This is a genomic window from Halomonas sp. Ps84H-12, assembly GCF_024124725.1.
Taxonomy (GTDB): Bacteria; Pseudomonadota; Gammaproteobacteria; order Pseudomonadales; family Halomonadaceae; genus Vreelandella; species Vreelandella aquamarina.
In genome coordinates this window covers 20,146-39,763 of record NZ_JAMXSJ010000016.1, presented here as the reverse complement: position 1 = coordinate 39,763, position 19,618 = coordinate 20,146, and the positions used below count along the sequence as shown (strand labels likewise).

At 56.6% G+C, this 19,618-nt stretch carries 18 protein-coding genes and 1 pseudogene; 10 read left to right on the top strand and 9 right to left on the bottom strand.

The features are described from left to right. Positions 1-200: 200 nt before the first annotated feature. The 4 genes from NH344_RS09540 to NH344_RS09525 all read left to right on the top strand — a co-directional run bounded on the left by NH344_RS09540 (position 201) and on the right by NH344_RS09525 (position 4,363). Positions 201-1,304, top strand: coding sequence for a polyamine ABC transporter substrate-binding protein (locus NH344_RS09540; protein WP_054640865.1), 1,104 nt, complete (start codon positions 201-203; stop codon positions 1,302-1,304). Between the two features lie 95 nt (positions 1,305-1,399). Further along, the gene (gene potA / locus NH344_RS09535; protein ID WP_253027834.1) at positions 1,400-2,581 is read left to right on the top strand and encodes a polyamine ABC transporter ATP-binding protein; all 1,182 of its coding nucleotides are present in this window, start codon (positions 1,400-1,402) and stop codon (positions 2,579-2,581) included. A 31-nt stretch (positions 2,582-2,612) separates the two neighbouring features. After that, positions 2,613-3,524: an ABC transporter permease subunit gene (locus NH344_RS09530; protein ID WP_253027833.1), complete on the top strand. Its 912-nt coding sequence runs from the start codon at positions 2,613-2,615 to the stop codon at positions 3,522-3,524. Next, positions 3,521-4,363 carry an ABC transporter permease subunit gene (locus tag NH344_RS09525; RefSeq protein ID WP_253027832.1) on the top strand — a complete coding sequence of 281 codons (843 nt, stop codon included), beginning with the start codon at positions 3,521-3,523 and terminating at the stop codon, positions 4,361-4,363. Before NH344_RS09530 ends, NH344_RS09525 begins: the two co-directional genes overlap by 4 nt. 16 nt (positions 4,364-4,379) lie before the next feature. Here NH344_RS09525 and NH344_RS09520 read toward each other — a convergent pair whose 3' ends face one another. Continuing rightward, the gene (locus tag NH344_RS09520; RefSeq protein WP_054644977.1) at positions 4,380-4,589 is read right to left on the bottom strand and encodes a CPXCG motif-containing cysteine-rich protein; all 210 of its coding nucleotides are present in this window, start codon (positions 4,587-4,589) and stop codon (positions 4,380-4,382) included. A gap of 138 nt (positions 4,590-4,727) precedes the next feature. On the opposite strand from NH344_RS09520, the gene NH344_RS09515 reads away from it, so the two are divergent. After that, complete coding sequence (locus tag NH344_RS09515; protein WP_253027848.1) at positions 4,728-5,156, top strand: DUF3617 family protein; 429 nt, start codon at positions 4,728-4,730, stop codon at positions 5,154-5,156. Between the two features lie 68 nt (positions 5,157-5,224). Here NH344_RS09515 and NH344_RS09510 read toward each other — a convergent pair whose 3' ends face one another. Then, a complete protein-coding gene (locus NH344_RS09510) occupies positions 5,225-8,365 on the bottom strand; it encodes an efflux RND transporter permease subunit (protein WP_253027831.1) in 3,141 nt (1,046 codons plus the stop codon). Beyond that, complete coding sequence (locus tag NH344_RS09505; protein ID WP_172515632.1) at positions 8,365-9,432, bottom strand: efflux RND transporter periplasmic adaptor subunit; 1,068 nt, start codon at positions 9,430-9,432, stop codon at positions 8,365-8,367. The genes NH344_RS09510 and NH344_RS09505 overlap by 1 nt, the downstream gene beginning before the upstream one ends. 196 nt (positions 9,433-9,628) lie before the next feature. Here NH344_RS09505 and NH344_RS09500 point away from each other — a divergent pair, with 196 nt between their 5' ends. Continuing rightward, positions 9,629-10,813, top strand: a complete 1,185-nt coding sequence (locus tag NH344_RS09500; RefSeq protein WP_228168694.1) for an NAD(P)/FAD-dependent oxidoreductase — start codon at positions 9,629-9,631, stop codon at positions 10,811-10,813. 95 nt (positions 10,814-10,908) lie between these two features. Here NH344_RS09500 and NH344_RS09495 read toward each other — a convergent pair whose 3' ends face one another. The 4 genes from NH344_RS09495 to NH344_RS09480 form a co-directional block, all read right to left on the bottom strand. Beyond that, a complete protein-coding gene (locus NH344_RS09495) occupies positions 10,909-11,208 on the bottom strand; it encodes a YqjK family protein (RefSeq protein ID WP_137093870.1) in 300 nt (99 codons plus the stop codon). Next, positions 11,192-11,587 carry a phage holin family protein gene (locus NH344_RS09490; RefSeq protein ID WP_044628208.1) on the bottom strand — a complete coding sequence of 132 codons (396 nt, stop codon included), beginning with the start codon at positions 11,585-11,587 and terminating at the stop codon, positions 11,192-11,194. The genes NH344_RS09495 and NH344_RS09490 overlap by 17 nt, the downstream gene beginning before the upstream one ends. After that, positions 11,587-11,919: a DUF883 family protein gene (locus tag NH344_RS09485; protein ID WP_044628207.1), complete on the bottom strand. Its 333-nt coding sequence runs from the start codon at positions 11,917-11,919 to the stop codon at positions 11,587-11,589. Before NH344_RS09485 ends, NH344_RS09490 begins: the two co-directional genes overlap by 1 nt. Positions 11,920-12,007: 88 nt before the next feature. Further along, complete coding sequence (locus NH344_RS09480; protein ID WP_044628206.1) at positions 12,008-13,039, bottom strand: phospholipase A; 1,032 nt, start codon at positions 13,037-13,039, stop codon at positions 12,008-12,010. Between the two features lie 177 nt (positions 13,040-13,216). Between NH344_RS09480 and mscK the strand changes: the two genes are divergently transcribed. Beyond that, on the top strand, positions 13,217-16,552 hold the full coding sequence (mscK, locus tag NH344_RS09475; RefSeq protein ID WP_253027830.1) for a mechanosensitive channel MscK: 3,336 nt from the start codon (positions 13,217-13,219) through the stop codon (positions 16,550-16,552). Positions 16,553-16,555: 3 nt separating this feature from the next. Here mscK and NH344_RS09470 read toward each other — a convergent pair whose 3' ends face one another. Together NH344_RS09470 and NH344_RS09465 are read right to left on the bottom strand one after the other, a co-directional pair. Further along, positions 16,556-17,308 carry a TlyA family RNA methyltransferase gene (locus tag NH344_RS09470; RefSeq protein WP_253027829.1) on the bottom strand — a complete coding sequence of 251 codons (753 nt, stop codon included), beginning with the start codon at positions 17,306-17,308 and terminating at the stop codon, positions 16,556-16,558. Positions 17,309-17,355: 47 nt separating this feature from the next. Further along, positions 17,356-17,560, bottom strand: a pseudogene (locus tag NH344_RS09465) (hypothetical protein); the annotation flags it as partial. Positions 17,561-17,897: 337 nt separating this feature from the next. On the opposite strand from NH344_RS09465, the gene NH344_RS09460 reads away from it, so the two are divergent. From NH344_RS09460 to NH344_RS09450, 3 genes are all read left to right on the top strand, one after another. Further along, entirely contained in the window at positions 17,898-18,227 is a 330-nt protein-coding gene (locus NH344_RS09460; protein ID WP_009100748.1) for a DUF1820 family protein, read from the top strand. An 85-nt stretch (positions 18,228-18,312) separates the two neighbouring features. Continuing rightward, entirely contained in the window at positions 18,313-18,948 is a 636-nt protein-coding gene (locus tag NH344_RS09455; RefSeq protein ID WP_044628203.1) for a TIGR04211 family SH3 domain-containing protein, read from the top strand. 36 nt (positions 18,949-18,984) lie between these two features. Continuing rightward, positions 18,985-19,617 carry a thiopurine S-methyltransferase gene (locus NH344_RS09450; RefSeq protein WP_044628259.1) on the top strand — a complete coding sequence of 211 codons (633 nt, stop codon included), beginning with the start codon at positions 18,985-18,987 and terminating at the stop codon, positions 19,615-19,617. Position 19,618: the final 1 nt, after the last annotated feature.

Here is a 19,618-nt window from a genome sequence, read left to right as displayed (position 1 = left end):
GGCATAGGGAGCTGAATACAAGAATTTTTCACATACTCTTGCGGTAGACGGCACTGCACCGCAAAATTCGCACGGTTGCGATAATCGCCTAAGCTGTTTTCAGTTGAAGCTAGTTGCATAGGGTGACGAATCAGCCAGCGACAGCCGGTTGCAGTACATGGCCATTGGTGATGAAGACTTTCGAGATAAGGAGCAGGTAAGTGGGGAACATTAAAAAACTTTCAGGGGCCGTTACGGCCATCTCTTTTGCCGTAGCGGCCGCTGCTGCCCACGCTGATGAAGTGCGGGTATATAACTGGTCAGACTATATTGCTCCGGAAACGCTGGAGAAGTTTACCGAGCGCACCGGTATAGAAGTGACCTACGACGTTTACGATAGTAACGAAATTCTTGATGCGGCCCTGCTCTCCGGCCGTTCCGGCTACGATGTGGTCGTGCCTTCGACCTACTACTTCACCCGCCAGTTGAAAGCAGGCGTTTTTCAGCCGCTTAACCATGAGCTGCTGCCCAATTTGGATAACCTTAACCCAGAGCTGATGGCTAATCTGGAAACCATCGATCAGGGTAGCGAATACTCGGTTCCTTATATGTGGGGCACCAACGGCATTGGCTATAACGTTGAGCGCGTCACCGAAATTTTGGGTGACGACGCACCGTTAAATAGCTGGGCGCTACTGTTTGACCCGGAAATTACCACTCAGCTGAGTGAAGCAGGCTGTGGCCTTGCGATGCTCGATTCTGGCGATGAAATGCTGTCGCCCGCGATGGTCTATCTTGGCCTTGATCCGCTCAATGAAAGCGTTGAGGACATTGAGGCTGCCGGTGAGCTAATCTCCAAAGTGCGCGATAACATTACCTACTTCCACTCTTCGCGCTATGTGTCTGACCTTGCCAACGGTGATATCTGCGTGGCGGCAGGCTACTCTGGTGATATCTTCCAGGCTGCCGCGCGTGCGGAAGAAGCGGGCCGTGATTTCACCATTGGCTACAGCATCCCGAAAGAGGGCGCTGCGCTGTGGTTTGATATGATGGCGATTCCGGCAGATGCTCCGAATCCCGAAAACGCCCACGCGTTTATTAATTTTATCCTCGACCCTGAAATTGCTGCTGAGATCAGCGAGTACGTGCGCTATGCCAACCCCAACCTGGCGGCGAACGAGTACCTCTCAGATGAGCTGATTAACGATCCGGCCGTCTACCCGGAAACCGAGGTCATGCAGAACCTGTATGTCCAGGTAGAAAAACCCCAGGATATCCTGCGTGCCCGTACGCGCACCTGGAACCGCGTTAAGTCTGGCCGTTAATTCTAATCATCGCCTGACGGCGAGCCGGGTAGCTGCTCGGCTCGCTGTTTGTCTTTTATCGCCCGGTTAACCGGGCCTTTTGATGGGAGTGGCGAATGGTCACTACGCCCCTGTCGAACGATTCTTCATCCTCTTCGTCTGCCATTCCCCCGCCTGTGCGCTCTCAGGGGAAAGCACCTCGATTTGCCGAGGATATCGTTTTAGAGGTTAAGCGCTTGAGCAAGCGGTTTGATGATGCGCTTGCCGTCGATGATGTGAATTTGCAGGTAAAGCGCGGCGAGATTTTTGCCCTGCTAGGTGGGTCTGGCTCGGGTAAATCTACCCTACTGCGCATGCTTGCCGGTTTTGAGGCGCCCAGCGAAGGGCGCATTTTGCTGAGTGGCGAAAACATCACTGAGATGCCGCCACACAAGCGGCCCATCAATATGATGTTCCAGTCCTATGCGCTATTTCCGCACATGACCGTGGCGCAGAATATTGCCTTTGGATTAAAGCAGGACAAGCTGCCTAAAGCTGAAATTGAAGCGCGGGTTGCCCAGATGCTCAAACTGGTGCATATGGAGCGCTTCGCTAAGCGTAAACCCCACCAGCTTTCTGGCGGTCAGCGCCAGCGGGTCGCCTTGGCGCGCTCGCTTGCCAAAAGACCCAAGCTGCTGCTGCTTGATGAGCCCATGGGCGCGCTGGATAAAAAGCTGCGCACCGAAATGCAGCTGGAAGTGGTTGAGATCATTGAGCAGGTGGGTGTGACCTGCATCATGGTGACCCACGACCAGGAAGAGGCCATGACCATGGCCGACCGTGTAGCGATCATGGCGGATGGCTGGATTGAGCAGGTTGGCTCGCCGGTGGATATTTATGAAAGCCCTGCCAGCCGGATGGTGGCCGAGTTCGTCGGTACAGTGAACTTGTTTGAGGGTGAGATCATTGAGGACGCCGCTGACCACTGCCGCATTGAGTCACCTGCGCTCTCACGGCCGATCTATATCGACCACGGCATTACCACCCAGGCAGTAGACCGCCGGGTGTGGGCGGCGCTGCGCCCCGAGAAAATCTGGCTAACCCGTGAGCAGCCGTCATCAGAGTACAACTGGGAAGCGGGCAAGGTGGATGATATCGCCTACTTGGGCGGCTATTCACTTTACTACGTGCGCACTGCTTCCGGGCAGATGATTAAAGTGAGCATGGCCAACACCGAGCGGCGCGGTGACCGCCCAACCTGGGAGGATAGCGTGTACGTTTATTGGGAAGACCATAGCGCTATCGTGCTGAACCGCTAATGCCCGGGGGGCTGACAGGAGATTGCCTATTATGATGCCATCTCGCATTGCAGGCGTGATCAAGCGGATGCAGCTAGGCCGACGCGCCGTGATTGCGTTTCCGCTGGTATGGCTCACGCTGTTTTTCCTGCTCCCATTTGCGCTGGTGCTAAAAATCAGCCTGTCGGAGTCAGTGATCGCCATACCGCCCTATGGGCCACTGGTCGAGTACGCCGACCAAACGTTGAACATCTTTTTGAATCTGGGCAACTATCTATTTTTGTTGTCCGATTCACTCTATGTGGCGGCGTACTGGGGGTCGATTAAAGCCGCATTTGTCGCAACGGCAGTGTGTTTGCTGATTGGCTATCCGATGGCGTATGCCATGGCCCGTGCCCCAGGGCGCTGGCAGCTGATTTTACTGCTGTTAGTTATGCTGCCTTCGTGGACGTCGTTTCTGATTCGGGTATACGCCTGGATGGGTATTCTTAGCAATAGCGGTCTGATCAATAACCTGCTGATGGGGTTGGGGGTGATTGATTCACCGCTGCGGATGATGAATACCCAGTTTTCGGTAATTGTGGGCATTGTCTACGCCTACCTACCGTTTATGGTACTGCCGCTGTATGCCCACCTGACGCGTTTGGATAATTCGCTCCTGGAAGCGGCATCGGACCTTGGGTCACGTAAATTCAACACCTTCTTGAAAGTCACGCTGCCACTCTCCATGGGGGGTATTATCGCAGGCTCAATGCTGGTGTTTATTCCTGCCGTTGGGGAGTTTGTGATTCCTGAGCTACTAGGCGGCCCCGATACGTTGATGATTGGTAAGGTGCTGTGGGAAGAGTTTTTCCTCAACCGTGACTGGCCGGTCGCGTCAGCGCTCGCCATGGTGATGCTGCTGCTATTGCTCATTCCCATTGTGTGGTTCCACCGCTACCAGTCACGGGAGCTTGAAGAATGATGAGATCGCGTCGGCGCCCAAGTTTTACCACCGTGATGCTGGTGTTGGGCCTGCTGTTTTTGTACCTGCCCATGATGGTGCTGGTGGTGTATTCGTTTAATGAGTCGCGCCTAGTAACCGTATGGGCCGGTTTCTCAACCCAATGGTATGGCGAGCTGTTCCGCGACCAGCAGATTCTGTCGGCGGTATGGACCAGCCTTGAGATTGCCTTCTTTGCGGCCAGTATGGCGGTGTGCCTGGGCACGGTCGCCGCGTTCGTGATGACGCGCTACGGCCATTTCCGGGGTAAAACAGCGCTCTCAAGCATGGTGACCGCACCGCTGGTGATGCCGGAAGTGATTACCGGCCTTTCGCTGCTACTGCTGTTTGTACAAATGGCGCAGCTGATCGGCTGGCCCGCTGACCGTGGCATGGCCACTATTTGGATTGCCCACACTACGTTCTGTAGCGCCTACGTGGCGGTGGTGGTGGCGGCTAGGTTGCGGGAAGTGGACCGCTCTATTGAAGAGGCGGCGATGGATTTAGGCTCACCGCCGGTCAAAACCTTCTTCTTTGTCACGCTACCGGTCATTGCACCCGCCCTCGCTGCAGGCTGGCTGCTGGCCTTTACGCTGTCGTTGGATGACTTGGTGATTGCCAGCTTTGTCTCTGGGCCGGGGGCCAATACGCTACCGATGGTGGTGTTTTCCTCGGTGCGGATGGGCGTGTCGCCGAAGATCAACGCGCTGGCGACGCTGATTATTCTGACCGTATCGTTGGCGACACTTCTGGCGTGGTACTTCATGCGCCGCAGCGAGGCCAAGCGCCAGTCAGTGATACAGCAAGGGGAGGGGGTTTAAGCTTTTTAATCCAACGCTACAGCACGTCGTCGTCACGTCCAGTGATGACGGCGTCTAGCTCTCCGGTCATTGGTGACACAATGACCTGTAGCTGGATGGGCGCGCAGCACTGATGGCAATCTTCCCAGGTGTCGTGGCTACCCTGAGAGGTATCGATCACAAAGGTGAGTGGCGTATCACAGTAAGGGCAGTGGAAATCATGATTAATTAGTGCGTCGTCGTGCATGGTTGTTGCCCTTTTCAGCGTTACACTCAATGTCATTGACAGCTTAGTGTAGCAGTGCTGTTTGCAAGCAGGCACCTGATCAACGAATCAGGTAGGATAATGACGAGTTTTCCCGAACCACCTAGCGAGATAAAAGCGATGATGAAACAGTACATGGCAGTTGCGGCCCTAGCGGCCTTCCCGATGGTTGCCCAGGCGGAAACACCTAATGTTACGCCCGGCGAGTGGGAGTTTGTCAGCGTGACTAGCGTCAGCGGCGATATGCAGATTCCCGATCAAACGGAAACCGAGCGTCAGTGCATCACTCAGGAAGAGCTGGAAGGCGCTGACTTTGGCTTCATCGAAGAGGAAGAGGGCTGCGAGCTGCTCAACCAGGATATGAATGCCGACGGCCTCTCCTACAGCATGGTATGCCGCGCTGAAGGTGGCGAAGCCACGATCGACGGCGAAATGCGCTTTATGGGCGAGCAAATTGAAGGCACTGTGGATATTCTGACTCAGTCTCCCATGGGTGAGCTGACTATGAACACCGTGATTGAAGGTGAGCGTATCGGCGATTGCGAATAAGTACAGCCGTTGTGACGTTTAAACACTAAGGGCGCCTCGTTGGCGCCCTTAGTGTTTTTGGGGATGCGTTATCGCTCTGGCGTATCAAGCGGCGTATGTTGAGCCGTAGGCGCGTTGGCGATCTCCTCTTCGAGCCGGCGCTTCACTGCTCCAGGCGAGCCAGAGTGGCGGGCCAGCAGGTCGTACGCCACGGGCACCACAAACAGCGTGAAGACGGTAGCGGCGCCGACACCAGCCATAATCACCGTGCCAATCACCAACCGCGATTCCGCCCCTGGGCCGCTGGAGATGATCAACGGAATAGCACCCGCCATGGTGGTCACGGCGGTCATCAAAATGGGCCGTAGGCGGGTCACCGAGGCCTCAATTAACGCTGAGCGAAATGCTTGCCCCTCATCGCGGAGCTGGTTGGCGAACTCGACGATCAAAATGCCGTTTTTCGCTGCCAAACCAATCAGCAGCACCAAGCCCACCTGACTATAAATATTCAGCGACTGACCGCTGAGCAGCAGCGCCAGCAGTGCGCCGCTCATAGCCAGCGGTACCGTCAGCATAATCACAAACGGGTGGATGAGGCTTTCGAACTGGGCGGCCAGTACCAGGAATACCACCACGGCACCTAGCACCAGTAGGAACATTGTCGCGCCGCTTGCCTGCTGGAAATCCCGCGATGGCCCCGCCACGTTGGTTTGTACCTCTTCCGGCAAAATGGTATCGGCGGTGTCTTGCAGGTATGCCAGCGCTTCGCCCAGCGGGTAGCCATCGGCGAGGTTCGCTTCAATGGTAATCGCGCGCACGCGGTCGAAGCGATTCAGCGTACTGGCACCAGCAAAATCTGACAGCGTTACCAGACTTGCCAGTGGGATGAGTTCGCCGGAACGCGCCGAGCGCACCTGGATATTATCCAGTGAGCGCGGGCTGTTTTGGCGGCTGCGGTCACCTTCCACAATCACATCGTACTCTTCGCCATCATCCACATAGCGCGTTACGTTACGGCCCCCCAGCAACACTTCCAGCGTGCGACCAATCTCAGTCAAGGTGACGCCTAACGCAGCGGCGCGCTCATAGTTAATATCGACACGCAGCTGAGGCTGGGTTTCATCGTAATTGCTTTCGATGGCGGTTAGACGTGGGTTGTTTTCCCGCACATGATTAATCAGCCGGTCGCGCCAGCGGGCCAGCTCTTCATAAGTGCCGCCGCCCAGCACAAACTGCACTGGCTTCTGAGTGCGCTGACCAAAGCCCTGGCGCATCACCGGGAAGGCTTGGACGCCAGGGAGCGAGCTGAGCTGCTGGCGCACATCGGCCATGATCTCCCAGGCGCTGCGACGGCTGCCCCAGTCCGCCATATTGACGATGATAAAGCCGCTGTTGAAGTTTTCGATATTACCGAAGCCACGCGGGGCACGAACCACCACGCGCTCAAGCTCACCGCTCTCTACAAAGGGGGTGAGCCGCGCTTCGATCTCATCCATGTAGTCCATCATGTAGTCGAACGTGGCTCCTTCCGGGCCGTTGACCAGCACAATAAAGTTGCCGCGATCCTCTTGCGGTGTGTATTCATTGGGCAGCGCTGTGGCGAGCCACGCCGTTCCGGCAATGAGTAGGGCAAACAGGGCCACGACCAGCCATTTGGCCGTTAGTACGGCTTCTAAGGCTCGCTGGTAGCGGCGTTTGGTGCCATCCAGCAGCCACTGCACGCCTTTCCCAATGCGGCTATCGTGCATGCCGGGCTTGAGTATTTTGGAGGCCATCATTGGCGTTAGGGTCAATGCGAGCAAGGTAGAGACGACCACTGCTGCTGCCATGGTCAGGGCGAATTCAGAGAACAGCCGACCAATATCGCCTTGCAGCATGCTCAGTGGCACAAAGACGGCGACTAACACTAGGGTGGTGGCGATCACCGCAAAGGCGATTTGCCGCGTACCGCGAAAGGCGGCCACCAGCGGTGTTTCACCGTAGTCGTGCATGCGTCGGTTGATGTTTTCGAGCACCACAATGGCATCATCAACAATCAACCCGATGGCCAACACCAGTGCGAGCAGGGTGAGCAGGTTGATGGAGAAATTCATGGCTGCCAGTGCTGTAAATGCACCGATGACGGCAATCGGCACCGTGACGGCGGGGACAAGGGTAGTGCGGAAATTGCCAAGAAATAGAAAGATCACCACCACGACGAGCCCCATGGCGATAAACAGCGTCATCACCACCTGCTCAATGGCACCGGAAACGAACACTGAGGCATCATAGTTCAGCGTGAGCGACATGCCTTCAGGCAGAGTGCCTTGAAGCCGCCCAAGCTCTTCTTGAACCGCCTCAGAAAGCTCAATCACGTTGGCGGTGGACTGCATGATCATCCCCAGCCCCACCATAGGCACGCCGTTGGCTCGGAAAACGGAGCGGTCTTCCACAGAGCCTACTTCCACCCGGGCGACATCCGATAAGCGCACTAGATAGCCGTTATTGCTTTGGGCAAGCGCTAAGCCTTGAAAGTCTTCAGCAGTGGCGAAACTGCGCGGCAAGCGGACAATAAACTGGCGGTCATCGGATTCGATAGAACCCGCAGGCAGCTCGACGTTTTCAGCACGTAGAGCGTCCTCCACATCGCCCACGGTGAGGCCACGGGCTGCTAATGCGTTACGGTCCAGCCATACACGCATGGCGTAATCCTGGCCGCCGCCCACGCGTACTCGGGCAACGCCCGGCTGTACTGAAAGGCTATCGACGAGAAAGCGGTTGGCGTAGTCGGTGAGTTCGGCAATCGAGTAGTCCGCCCCCGATAGGCTTAGCCAAACAACAATCTCTTCGCTGCTGTCGGCTTTAGTGACTTCAGGATTGTCGGCGTCGTCCGGCAGGTTGCGCAGTGCGCCTGAAATGCGGTCGCGGATATCGTTCGCCGCAGCGTTGATATCCATAGTGATGGCGAACTCGATCTCGATCCGCGAGCGGCCATCCTCGCTTTGGGAGGTGATCAGCTCGATGCCCTCCACCCCGGCAATGCGGTCTTCTAATACTTGGGTAATGCGTGTTTCTACCACGCTGGCCGAGGCACCGGGGTAGCGGGTATCAATACTGACAATAGGCGGGTCAACCGTGGGGTACTCTTGCAGCGGCAAGCGGTTAAGGGCCAGCAAGCCAAAAGCAATAATCAGTGCGGCAATTACCATGGCCAGCACTGGCCGCTGAACGGAAATATCGGATAAACGCATTAGCGATCAGCCTCCAGCAGCGAGCGAATGTCCGTGCTGTCGTCGGCAACGCCTAGCAGGCGAACTTCTTGACCCTCACGGGCTAGCTGCAGACCATGAATCACCACCAAATCGCCTTCGCTAATGCCTTCTAGTACTTCTACTTCCCCGCTGCGGCGCTCGCCGATAGCTACTTCTCGGCGCTCTAAGCGTGGCGCATTCTCCTGCTGTTGAATCACCATCACAAAGTGGCGGTTGCCGCTAGGCTGAATCGCGGCTTCAGGCAGCACTAACGCATCGCGTACGCGCTGCTGCACGATGACTTCCATCAGCATGCCAGGGCGCAGCTTTAAATCAGGATTGGTCAACTCGGCACGCACGCTAACGCTACGGGATACCGGGTCAATCCTTGTGCCAATGCTGGCAACGTCGCCGCGAAATACCTCGTCTGGGTACGCCGCCGTGGTGGCACTAAGACTTAACCCGGCGGATAGCCGCCCCAAAAATACCGCTGGTACGGTAAAATCGAGTTTCATTACATCTAGCTTATCTAGCGTCACCAACGCCATGCCGGGGGTGACGAGGGTGCCCACACTGACGTCACGAAATCCTACGCGGCCGCTAAACGGCGCGTGTATTCGGTAATTTTCCAGTCTAGCTTCCAGGGCTTGGGCATCGGCTTGTGCTTGGCGCAGCTGGGATTGAGTGTCTTCTACGTCTGCTCTAGCCGCTAAGTTGCGCTGCTGCAGCTGCGAAGCGCGGTCAGAAGCGTTTCGCCGCTCATCGGTAATGGCCTGGGCGGCTCTTAGCAGTGCTTGCTCTTCGGCGTCTTCCAAACGAACCAGTAAACGACCGCGCTCTACCTGCTCGCCATCATCGAAGTTAATCTCTGCAATGGTGTCGGTTACGGTGGCCGATAAGGTCACGCTTTCATCAGCACGTAAGGTGCCTAGTGCTTCCAGCGGGTCGGACCAGGTCTCTGTCTCAACGTAATAACCAATCACAGGCGGCTTTGATTGTGCGCTGGCAATAGAAGCCCATCCAAGGAGTAGCACGAGGCAGCAAAAGGAGCGTTTAAAAGCGATCATAAGTGTCTCAGTATTATTGAAATATTCCGCAATCGGCGATGATAGTAAGTCATTACCTGCAACATTGTTGGGGCGAATGTTGAGGCGAATAGGTAGTATCTTGTGCATTTCTTATACATGAGTTTTTAAAATGTACAGTAGTTTGGCGCTTCTTACCTGTTAAAATGCCCGCCTTTTCACTCTGGGAGCCTCAGTTATGGTCTACGACGTCGTAGTCATTGGCGCAGGTGCCGCTGGTTTAATGTGCGCGGCACAGGCTGGCTATGCCGGGCGACGCGTTTTGGTGGTCGACCATGCGAACAAAGCGGGTAAAAAGATTCTTATGTCTGGGGGAGGCCGCTGTAACTTTACCAATCTTGATACAGCGCCTGGACACTTTTACTCTGAAAATCCTTATTTTTGCATTTCTGCATTAAAACGTTATCGCCCAGAACACTTTGTATCGCTGGTAGAAACCCATGGCGTTGAGTATGTGGAAAAAGCGCCAGGGCAGCTATTTTGCGCAGATTCCGCCAAAGAGATTGTGCGGGTACTCTTGGCCGAGTGTGAGTGGGCCGGGGCGGAGATTAAACTGAGCACATCCGTTTCTCGGCTGGAGCGGCAGGGCGAGGGCATGCGGTTGGCCACGTCTCTGGGCACGATTGATGCAGGGGTGGTGGTCGTGGCGACCGGAGGGCTTTCCATTCCTACCATGGGGGCGACCGGCTTTGGGTACGATATTGCCCGCCAGTTTGGCTTAGAGGTGCTGCCCACGCGCCCCGGCCTAGTGCCATTTACCCTAAGCGATAGCTGGAAAGAGCGGGCGGCGGGGCTTTCTGGCGTTAGCGTGCCCACGGCAGTGAGCTGCAAAGAGAAGCGCTTTGTCGAGCCGATGCTGTTTACCCATCGAGGGCTATCCGGCCCTTCTATGCTACAAATTTCCAGCGTATGGGAGCCGGGTAGCGCAATCTCCATCGACCTCTTGCCGGGCGAAGACGCGGCTGACGCTTTGCGCCATGCGCGCCAGGAAACCCCTAAGCGGCTGCTGTCGACCTGGCTAGGCGAGCGTTTCCCCAAACGCTTTGCCCAAGCGCTGCTGGAGTGGTATCCCGACTCTCACTTGGCCAGCCCGCTGGCGCAATACAGCAACGAAGCGCTCGAAGCTTGGGCCCAGCGGCTAAATCAGTGGCAGCTAAAACCAGCAGGCACCGAAGGGTGGCGCACGGCCGAGGTGACGATGGGGGGTGTCAGCACCGACGCCATTTCATCCAAAACCTTTGAAGTAAAGGATCTACCTCAACTGCGCTTTATTGGGGAAGTGCTGGATGTGACGGGCCAACTAGGCGGTTATAACTTTCAGTGGGCCTGGGCAAGCGGTGTGGCCTGTGGACAAGCGTGTTAGGTGTCATCGACACGCATTAAACAAGCCGCTGTGGTAAGTGAGCCGCAGCGGCTTGTCGGATAATCCTTGTCGCAGGCGTAGCGGTCAACGGACGATTATGTCGCCACTTTGGCAAGGAGCTTCAGCTTTCGAAAGAGCATGTAACCTGCCAGTGCCTTACGACCTAGCACCATGGCACCGCCTGGATGACGTGCAATGCGTAACGCAGCAATGCCGCCAATGGCGTAAAGCGGCAGTTTGACGCTTTTCCAATGACGTTCCAGCGGGGAAGAGGCATGTAGCAGCGTGTCGCTATCGACCAGTATGTCGATACGCTGCTGCTCCAGTTCGGCGAGCAGCGCCGCCTTGCGCTCTGCGCGACTGAGTGGTTTAACGACGCTATCGTGACGGGTCATCCTCATTCACCTCTAGCAAGGCCCGGTCCGCTGCAAGCTGCTTTAACGTTTCTTTGAGCAGCGTATGACGCTTGGCTTGACGAAGTGCTATTACGGCGAGTAGTACGCTGAGTGCAATCAGTACACCAGCACTCACGCTGATGGCCGTGAGACGATACGTGTCCCAAAAAAGCACAATGACAAGAGCCGTTAGCGTAGCAATGCCAAGAAGCAGTAATAGCAGGCTGGCACCAGCAAGCAGCAGTAAGACTAATAAGCGGGCGCGCTCTTCCTCTAGTTCCAAAACCGCCAAACGCAGGCGGGTCTCACTGTTGGCTACCAGTGATTTCAGCAGGCGTTTGGCGGCAGAAAAGACGCGTTGGGTGGGACCCAAAGCCATTAGCGACGCCCGAGCAGCATACCAACGACAAGGCCAGCAGCGGCGCCAATACCGATGCTGGTCCAGGGGTTTTCATGGACATAACGGTCACAACACGCTGCCTGTTCGGAGAGCGTTTCTCGGGTGTCTTCGTAGAAACGTTCTCCGCGGGCTTCTAGGCGAGTACGAGTATCTTTTAAACGTCGCTCGGCACGCTCACGCAGATCGCGCATTTCGCTGCTGGCGTCTTTGGAGGTTGCGTTCACCAGCTCTTCGACTGTTTCGCTGAGATGGCGCAGGTCTTCTTTCAGCTGGTCAGCACGGGCAGAGGTGTCTGTATTACGTTTTGCCATGATGTCTTCCTTTGACGAGTGAATGAGTTACGACTTTGAGTAACGACTTCAGCATAGCAGTCATCACCATATAGACAACCTTACTGGCTTAACGGTTCAGCCCAGTGGCGCTGAATAGTGGGTTGAGGCTAAAACCAAGGCTCAGGCGATGCACGCGGTGGTTGTAATCGATCATGCTCTCGCCGTAACCGTAGTAGTACTGCACATGGGTGCGCACGCCGTTGAACGCTGGCCAGCTGTAATCGATCTGCGTGCCGTAGTTGCCGGCGCTAGGGTTGCCACGCAGTTGACCGGCAAATTCATGGTTGTTTTGCAGGCGCTTGGCGAGGCGAATGTCGCCATAGCCGACGAAGCGCTCGATATCGGGGTTGTCATCATCGCTATCCGACTCGGGCACGCGCCAGTGAGGCGCCAGGGTGAGCGCCCAATCGCCGCTTTGGAAGGTGCTTTCCAAGTACACTCGGTTCCAACTGCGCGAGAGCGGATCGGAGCGTCCGTTTGATTGATGGATGAACGACACGCGATTGCGGGTGTTCACCCATCCCAAGGCACTCCAGGCATTGTCGAAGTCGATAAACACTTCGGGCTCATAGTTGGTTTCGCGAAACGGCGAGGAGGCATCGGTGTTGTACGCCTGCCACCAGCTACGCTGGGTATACGCAAAGTAAACGTCGCCTATGTCACCGAAGACATTTTCGGCCAAATTGAACTTGGCACTGAATTGAAATTTGACCTCACCACTATCCGGTTGAACGTCGTCTGTGATGCTGCGGAAATTCTCGACGTTTTGATTCGTGTTGTAGCTAATGGGGAACAGATAGTTGGTGCGATGCGTCGTGATGGCGAAGGGGTTACGTGACGACTCTTGTTCCAACTGTCGCCGTTCACTCAGGTCTTCGAGCGCTACTTCGACCGGCAGCGGCGCTGGTTCGATACCCAGGGCGGCATCTTCGGGTGCTTCGATTTGCTGAAGCTGCTGGCGCAACTGGTAGAGTTCGGTACTGAGCGCTTGAATGCGGGCTTCAATGTCTTCTCGGGAATCGGCTATGGCGCTTTGACTGAGCACGGTCGCGCTCACAAATGTCGCCAAACCGGTGAACAGCAGTTTTCGGGTAACCATCAACGTGGCTCGCAAATTAAGAGTAGAGAGATGTCAGCACTGTTTCTATACATGCCGCTTGTGTAAGTCAACTCCGTATGGCGACGTGCTGACAATATTGCGTCGAGCTGTCTTACCTATGACAATGGCCATCTCGCCCGGCATCGCGGGCCGATATGTCTATGAGGCATCCGTCACGTGGTTAGAAATGCCCTGAAAGCCGCCATCGGCTGCCTGTTTGTGGTAGTGCTGTTGGCGGAAACCGCCATCGCTCAAAGCACCTTGATCGAGGGCGTTCCTCCTCAAGCTGAGCTCTCCGAACGCTTGGCAGTCATTGAGTCTCTTGAAACTGAGCCTACCGCTGACCAGCAGCGTGACCAAGCGGCGTTGACCGCTGCATTGCAGGCATATGAGCGGCTCCAAGCGATTGAAGAGCGTCAGCAGGCACTCGAGCAGCGGGTCAGTCAGGCGCCTGAGCAGTTGCTACGCCTGGAGCGTGAGCTCAACGCTGCGCAAGAGGAGAGTCTGCAGCTGTCGGTCGATAACCTTAGCGATATGCCTTTAGAGGCTTTGGAAGCCGAACTGGCGGATGCCGTGATCGAACTGCAGCAGCTCCAGAGCCAAATGGCCGAGGTAAATTCCCAACTCCTTGCGGCGCAAACGCTGCCCGAGCGGGCGCAACAGGCCATTTCCGAGGCGCTGCAGCGGGCTGAAACACTGCGTCGTGAGCACGATACCCGAGCCGCGCTGCTCGCCGACCGCCAGCTTTCGGCCCGTGAGGATGCCCAGCTCATTCAGTGGCGCTTAGAGCGAGCGGTGGCCGAGCAAGAGGTCACCCTGAACCAGCGGGAGTTGAGCGCTAACAGTCGCCTGCGCGAGCTGGCTCAGCAGCGTCGTGACCTGATTGCCTTGCAAATCGACCAGCAAGAACAGCAGCTCAACCTGCTCCAGGGCGTGATCGACCGCCAGCGCCGTCTTCAGTCTGAACAGGCCATTGCCGACGCCGCCAAGAACGATCCGTTGATCGCCGAGGGGCACCCTGTCGTGCTGAATGCACAGCAGATCAACCAAACGCTTAGCCTGGAGCTATTGCGGGCGACGGACCGTGCCAATGGCATCGTGCGCGAGAACATCGAGGCGCAGCGCCAGTTGGAACATGTTCGCCAGCTCCAGCGCAGCCTCAACGAGCAGATGGAGGCGATTCGCGGCAGCCAACTGTTGTCGCGTATTCTTCGCGAACAGCGTCAATCGCTACCCGTTGTGGTGCCGCGCCGGGATTTGCAAGATGAAATCGCCGATCTGCGTTTGAAGCAGTTCGATCTCATTCGCCAGCGCGATCAACTCCGGCAGGGCGAGCGACTGGCAACCCAGCGCCTGGAAGAGGCTGGCGTCGATATCACGCCAGGGCTGGTGGATTCTCTGACCCGCTTGTATCAATCCCGACGCGAGCTGGTCGAGCAGCTCGAACAAGCATACGGCAACCTATTGAGCTCGGCTATCGAGCTACAGCTCAATCAGCAGCAGCTGCTCAGCACGACACAAGATTTACGCACTACCATCGATGAGCAGCTGTTTTGGGTGGCCAACAGTCGTCCTCTAGATGTGAACTGGCTGCGCCAACTGCCCCAGCATCTTCAGCAGGAGTGGCGGGAAGGGGAGTGGCGCGCGGTGTTGCCTACCCGTTGGAAAGGGCTCTCATGGGACATGTTGGTGGGCGCGCCACTGCTTCTGTTGAGCGTGGTTTTAATCGCTTTGCGCGGGCATATCAAAGCGCGTTTGGCGCTGATTCATTCACAAATTGGCCGTTTGAAGAGCGATACCCAGCTGCATACCCCCAAGGCCGTTTTGCTCAATGCACTGCTGGCGGTACCAGGCCCGCTGGCGTTGGCTGGCACGGGCGTAGCCCTACGTACGGCGGAAGGTGGTCTGGCCCTTGGACTGGCACCGGCGCTGCTGCAGCTTGGTTTGAGCTGGTTTGTGGTAGCCCTTGGGCGGCGACTGCTGGTGCCCGACGGCGTCGCCGAGCGTCACTTTACCTGGTCACCGGCGTACAACGCGCGGCTGCGTCGCTTGTTGATTGGGCTGGGCATGGCGCTGGTACCGGTCGTGGCCATTGCGGCCATGTCCGAGCAGATGGAAACACCGCTGGCTCAGCGCCCGGTGGCGATGGCGCTGTTCATGAGCGGGCTGCTTGCGATGGCCTGGTGGCTGGCGCAGCTTATTCTTGCCCATGTGCCGATTTTTGGTGTGCGGCTTTTTAGGCTGATATTGGGTCTGGCGATGGCGGCTGTGCCCTTGGTGCTGCTTGGGTTAGTGGCATGGGGATATGAGTATACGGCGCTCAGATTAGTGGCACGCTTTGCCATTACGCTCTATTTATTGGGGCTTTGGGTGGTTGTTGAGGCGACGGTGGTGCGCAGTTTGGCAGTGGCCGCCCGTCGGTTAGCTTATCGTCGTGCGTTAGCCCGCCGCCGTGCGCAAGTACAAGAGGGTGCTGAAGGCGGGCTCGAGGTAGTCGAAGAGCCGCCGCTGGATATGGAAAAGATCAACGCTCAGTCGCTGCGGCTCTCCAAGCTGATTCTGCTGATTGGTTTCAGTGCGCTGCTCTATTTGGTGTGGTCGGATCTGCTCTCGGTATTGGGTTACTTGGACCAGGTATCGCTTTGGGACGCGGGCGAAGGCGATCTGGTCGATGATGCTCTCTCCATTTCGGATTTTTTTACGGCGCTGCTGGTAGTGGCTGTCACGTTCATCATGGCGAGGAACCTGCCAGGACTACTCGAAGTCATGGTGCTCTCTCGCTTGGCGCTCAAGCAGGGCAGCGCTTATGCGATTAGCTCACTGCTCTCTTACACCATCGTAGGCACCGGGATCGTTATGTCGCTGGCGACCTTGGGGGTCTCTTGGGACAAGCTGCAGTGGCTGGTGGCGGCGCTGAGTGTGGGTTTGGGGTTTGGCTTGCAAGAGATCTTTGCCAACTTCATTTCGGGATTGATCATTCTGTTCGAGCGCCCCATTCGTATCGGCGACACCATTACGCTAGGGAACCTTCACGGCACGGTCAGCCGGATTCGCATTCGGGCGACCACGGTGACCGACTTCGACCGCAAAGAGATCATCATTCCCAACAAAACGTTCGTGACCGACCAACTGATCAACTGGTCGCTCTCCGATAACGTGACCCGCGTGGTGCTCACCTACGGCGTCTCCCACGGTTCGGATTTACCACTCGTGCATAGACTGTTACGTCAGGCTGCCGATGAGAACGCACGCGTATTGGATGACCCGGAGCCGCAGGTGTTCTGCCTAAGTTACGGCCCTCACAGCCTCAATTTCGAACTGCGTATTTTCGTCAATGACTTGTTAGACCGCCTGTTTGCGGCCGATGAGGTGAATTGCCGGGTGGATGAGCTGTTCAAGGAGGCGGGAGTGAAGATCGCCTTTGAACAGCTCGATGTTTGGCTGCATCCTGAGCAAGGGGAGTCGGTGAAAGTGCAGTCCAAGCTGACCCTCCCGCCTGCTTCGTTGAGCTAACCGCTAGGGCTTGCTGGCGAGAAGAAGAAACTCCCGATTGCCGTCGCTGCCGGTAATCGGGCTCTCTTGCCAGTGACTGATGACGAGGCCGCACTGCTCGCAGGCGGTGCGTATTTTTTGTTCCACCTCTGCGTAGCGACGAGGTTCTCGCACGACGCCGCGTTTATCCAGCGCACCGGGGTCTAGCTCAAACTGTGGTTTTACCAGCGAAAGCAGCTGCCCGCTAGGCGGCAGTAGGGCGGCAATCTCATGCAGAATCAGCGTCTGTGAAATAAACGATACATCCATCACCGCAAGATCAATCGGCCGTTCGGCAAGCGTGCTCAAAAGTGCCTCTGAGGTGCTCATATGACGGGCATTGAGTCCTTCCAGGCAGGTTACTCGTGGGTCGCTGCGTAAGTGGCTGGCAAGCTGGTCGTGGCCGACTTCCACGCCTACTACATGGCGTGCGCCAAATTGCAGCGCGCAGTCAGTAAACCCGCCTGTGGACTGGCCAATATCCAGCACGCCTTTATCCTCTAAGCGCATGGCTAACGCCTGTAGAACGCCTTCTAGCTTTAGCCCTGCGCGTGAGGCGTAGCGCTCTTCTGGGTCCTCCTCCACGCGGAGTGGGGCATTGGTCGGCCATTTTTCAGAGGGTTTGCTCAGCAAGGTGCCGTCGCTTAAAAAAACGCGCCCGTTTTTGATCAGCCGTTGGGCACGGGTACGAGAACTGGCCAGTCCTTGGCTGACCAGTAATTGATCGAGTCGTATCATCTTGGTCGTATCTGTAGTGTTTGGGAGGCCCCGTATTACTGGGGCCATTAGTCGGCCTGCAGCTCAGTAGGGGAAGCGTGTGGCTCCCCAGCTACGGTGCAGAAAGCCCTTAACGCGCTCTAGTTCTTCATCGGTCACCGTGGCCAGCTCGCCTCTTTCTAGAGGGGCGTAGTGGTAGATATAGAGCCGCGAAGTGAACTGCTCAAATGGCAGAGAGGCTTCGCCAAAGCGCTCGCCGTTGCCGGACGTGCTAGCTCGTTGAGCTTGGCATCTTCAGGTGAAGAGACCTCTTGGTGGTTTGTCACATAGACTCCTTACCCTTGCCGTAGCGGGGATTATACATAGAAGTCGAGATCCTCTTGGCGTTTTAAAAGATCACGGATGGTATGCGCGTCCTCACCTTTAAAGTAGATCAAGCCCCAGTGGGTACCATACACAATAGGCGCTACCACCGGCTAATTAGTGGCCTGTGAGGCTGTCAAATAAGGAAAGCGCCGTTTTCGATGATGTCTGCTAAAGGGGCAACCCCGGAGTATGGTAGGCTAGGCGCGGTAACGTTACCTTCAAGTGGCAAGAGGATTAGGCCAAGATGGCGGCCAAGCCGATCTACCGTGTGGTGGTTCACCAGCAGGGTGAAATTTGGGATTTATACGTCAGAGAGATCTTTCAGAGCGAACTCTGGGGCTTTATTGAAGTCGAGGAGTTTGTCTTTGACGATGCGTCGCGAGTGGTGGTGGATCCAGGAGCGGAAAAACTGCAGCGAACCTTTGAGGGTGTGAAGCGTAGTTACCTGCCTCTTAACGCCATTGTGCGGATTGATGAGGTAGAGCGTGAAGGCCCCCTGAAGGCCGTGAAAAGTGATGCTCGCGTCGCAGAGTTTCCTCGTCCCTTCCCGTTACCGCCCCGCGGGGAAGGGTAAGCGCTTTAGACACGCGCAACGCTTTGAGCGATACGCGCGGTGGCTTCGTCGGCCATGCGCGTTTTTATGATCAGGACATGACGTCATGCAAGTAGATAAATTTCGCAGTAATTGTTATGCCGCCGCAGTTGGCGTGCTGCTAAGCATGAGCAGCCAAGCGGCATTCGCTCAATCCGATAGTCAGGCCTGGGTCAGCGATGAGCTAAGTACCTACGTGCGCAGTGGGCCGACAGATGGTTATCGCATTGTGGGAACGCTCAATGCAGGCGAGCAGGTGGAAGTGCTGGAAACCAGCGGTGATTACACCCGGGTGCGCAGCAATAGCGGCGATACGGTGTGGGTTTTGAGCAATGAGCTTCAGCAAACGCCTAGTGCTCGTCAGCAATTGCCCGAGCTGCAGGCCCAGGTGGAAGAGCTGACCCAAGAGCTTGACGGTATCAACGATACCTGGGAGCAGCGGGTCTCTTCCATGACCGCCACGCTTGATGTTCGCGAGCAGCGCATCGCAGACCTGGAAGCGAGGAACCTTGAGCTGGATAACGAGGCAGAGCAGTCACGCCAACAGGTGCGAGCGCTGCAGGCACGTCTGGACACTCAAGAGGAAGACTTGCTGATGCGCTACTTTATGTACGGTGGCGGTGTGGCGGGCGCTGGCCTGCTGGTGGGGCTGATTGTGCCGCACTTGCCGCGCCGTCGTAAAAAGCGTGACCGCTGGTTCTAAACAGTTAGGTTTTTAGGAGAGTAAGAGGGCATGTCCATGGAGAATTCCTGGCGGCAGCGTTGGCAAGAGGGACGGATAGGCTTTCACCTGGAGGAGACCCACCCGGCACTGTTGAAGTATTGGCCAACGCTAGGCGTGCCCTCTGGAGCCAAGGTGTTGGTGCCGCTATGTGGGAAGAGCTTAGATATGCGCTGGCTCGCGGACCAAGGGCACCCGGTGTTGGGCATAGAGCTTGCCCCGGAGGCTATCGAGCAATTTTTGGCCCAGCGTAGTGGCGGTATCTCTCGTTATACTCAGGCAGGCTTTGAGGTGTGCCGGCAGGGTAACATCGAGCTCTGGTGCGGTGACTTCTTTCACCTGCATATTCAGCAGGCGGCTGAAGTGGAGGCTTTTTACGATCGTGCATCGCTGATTGCGCTGCCACCGGCTACCCGCGAACGCTACGCTTTCCACTTGGCTCAGTTGGTGCCACCGGGAGCGAAAGGGCTGCTGGTGGGGTTAACCCACGCCGATGGCGATGCCGGGCCGCCATTTAGCGTGCCGGATGAGGAAATTGAGCGCCTGATGGCGCCCAATTTCCGCATAGAGCGGTTAGCGCACCTGCCCGCCGATGCCCGTGGCCGAAGTGAAAGCATCTGGGCGCTTGAGCGGCGTGGGCCACGGGTTTAAT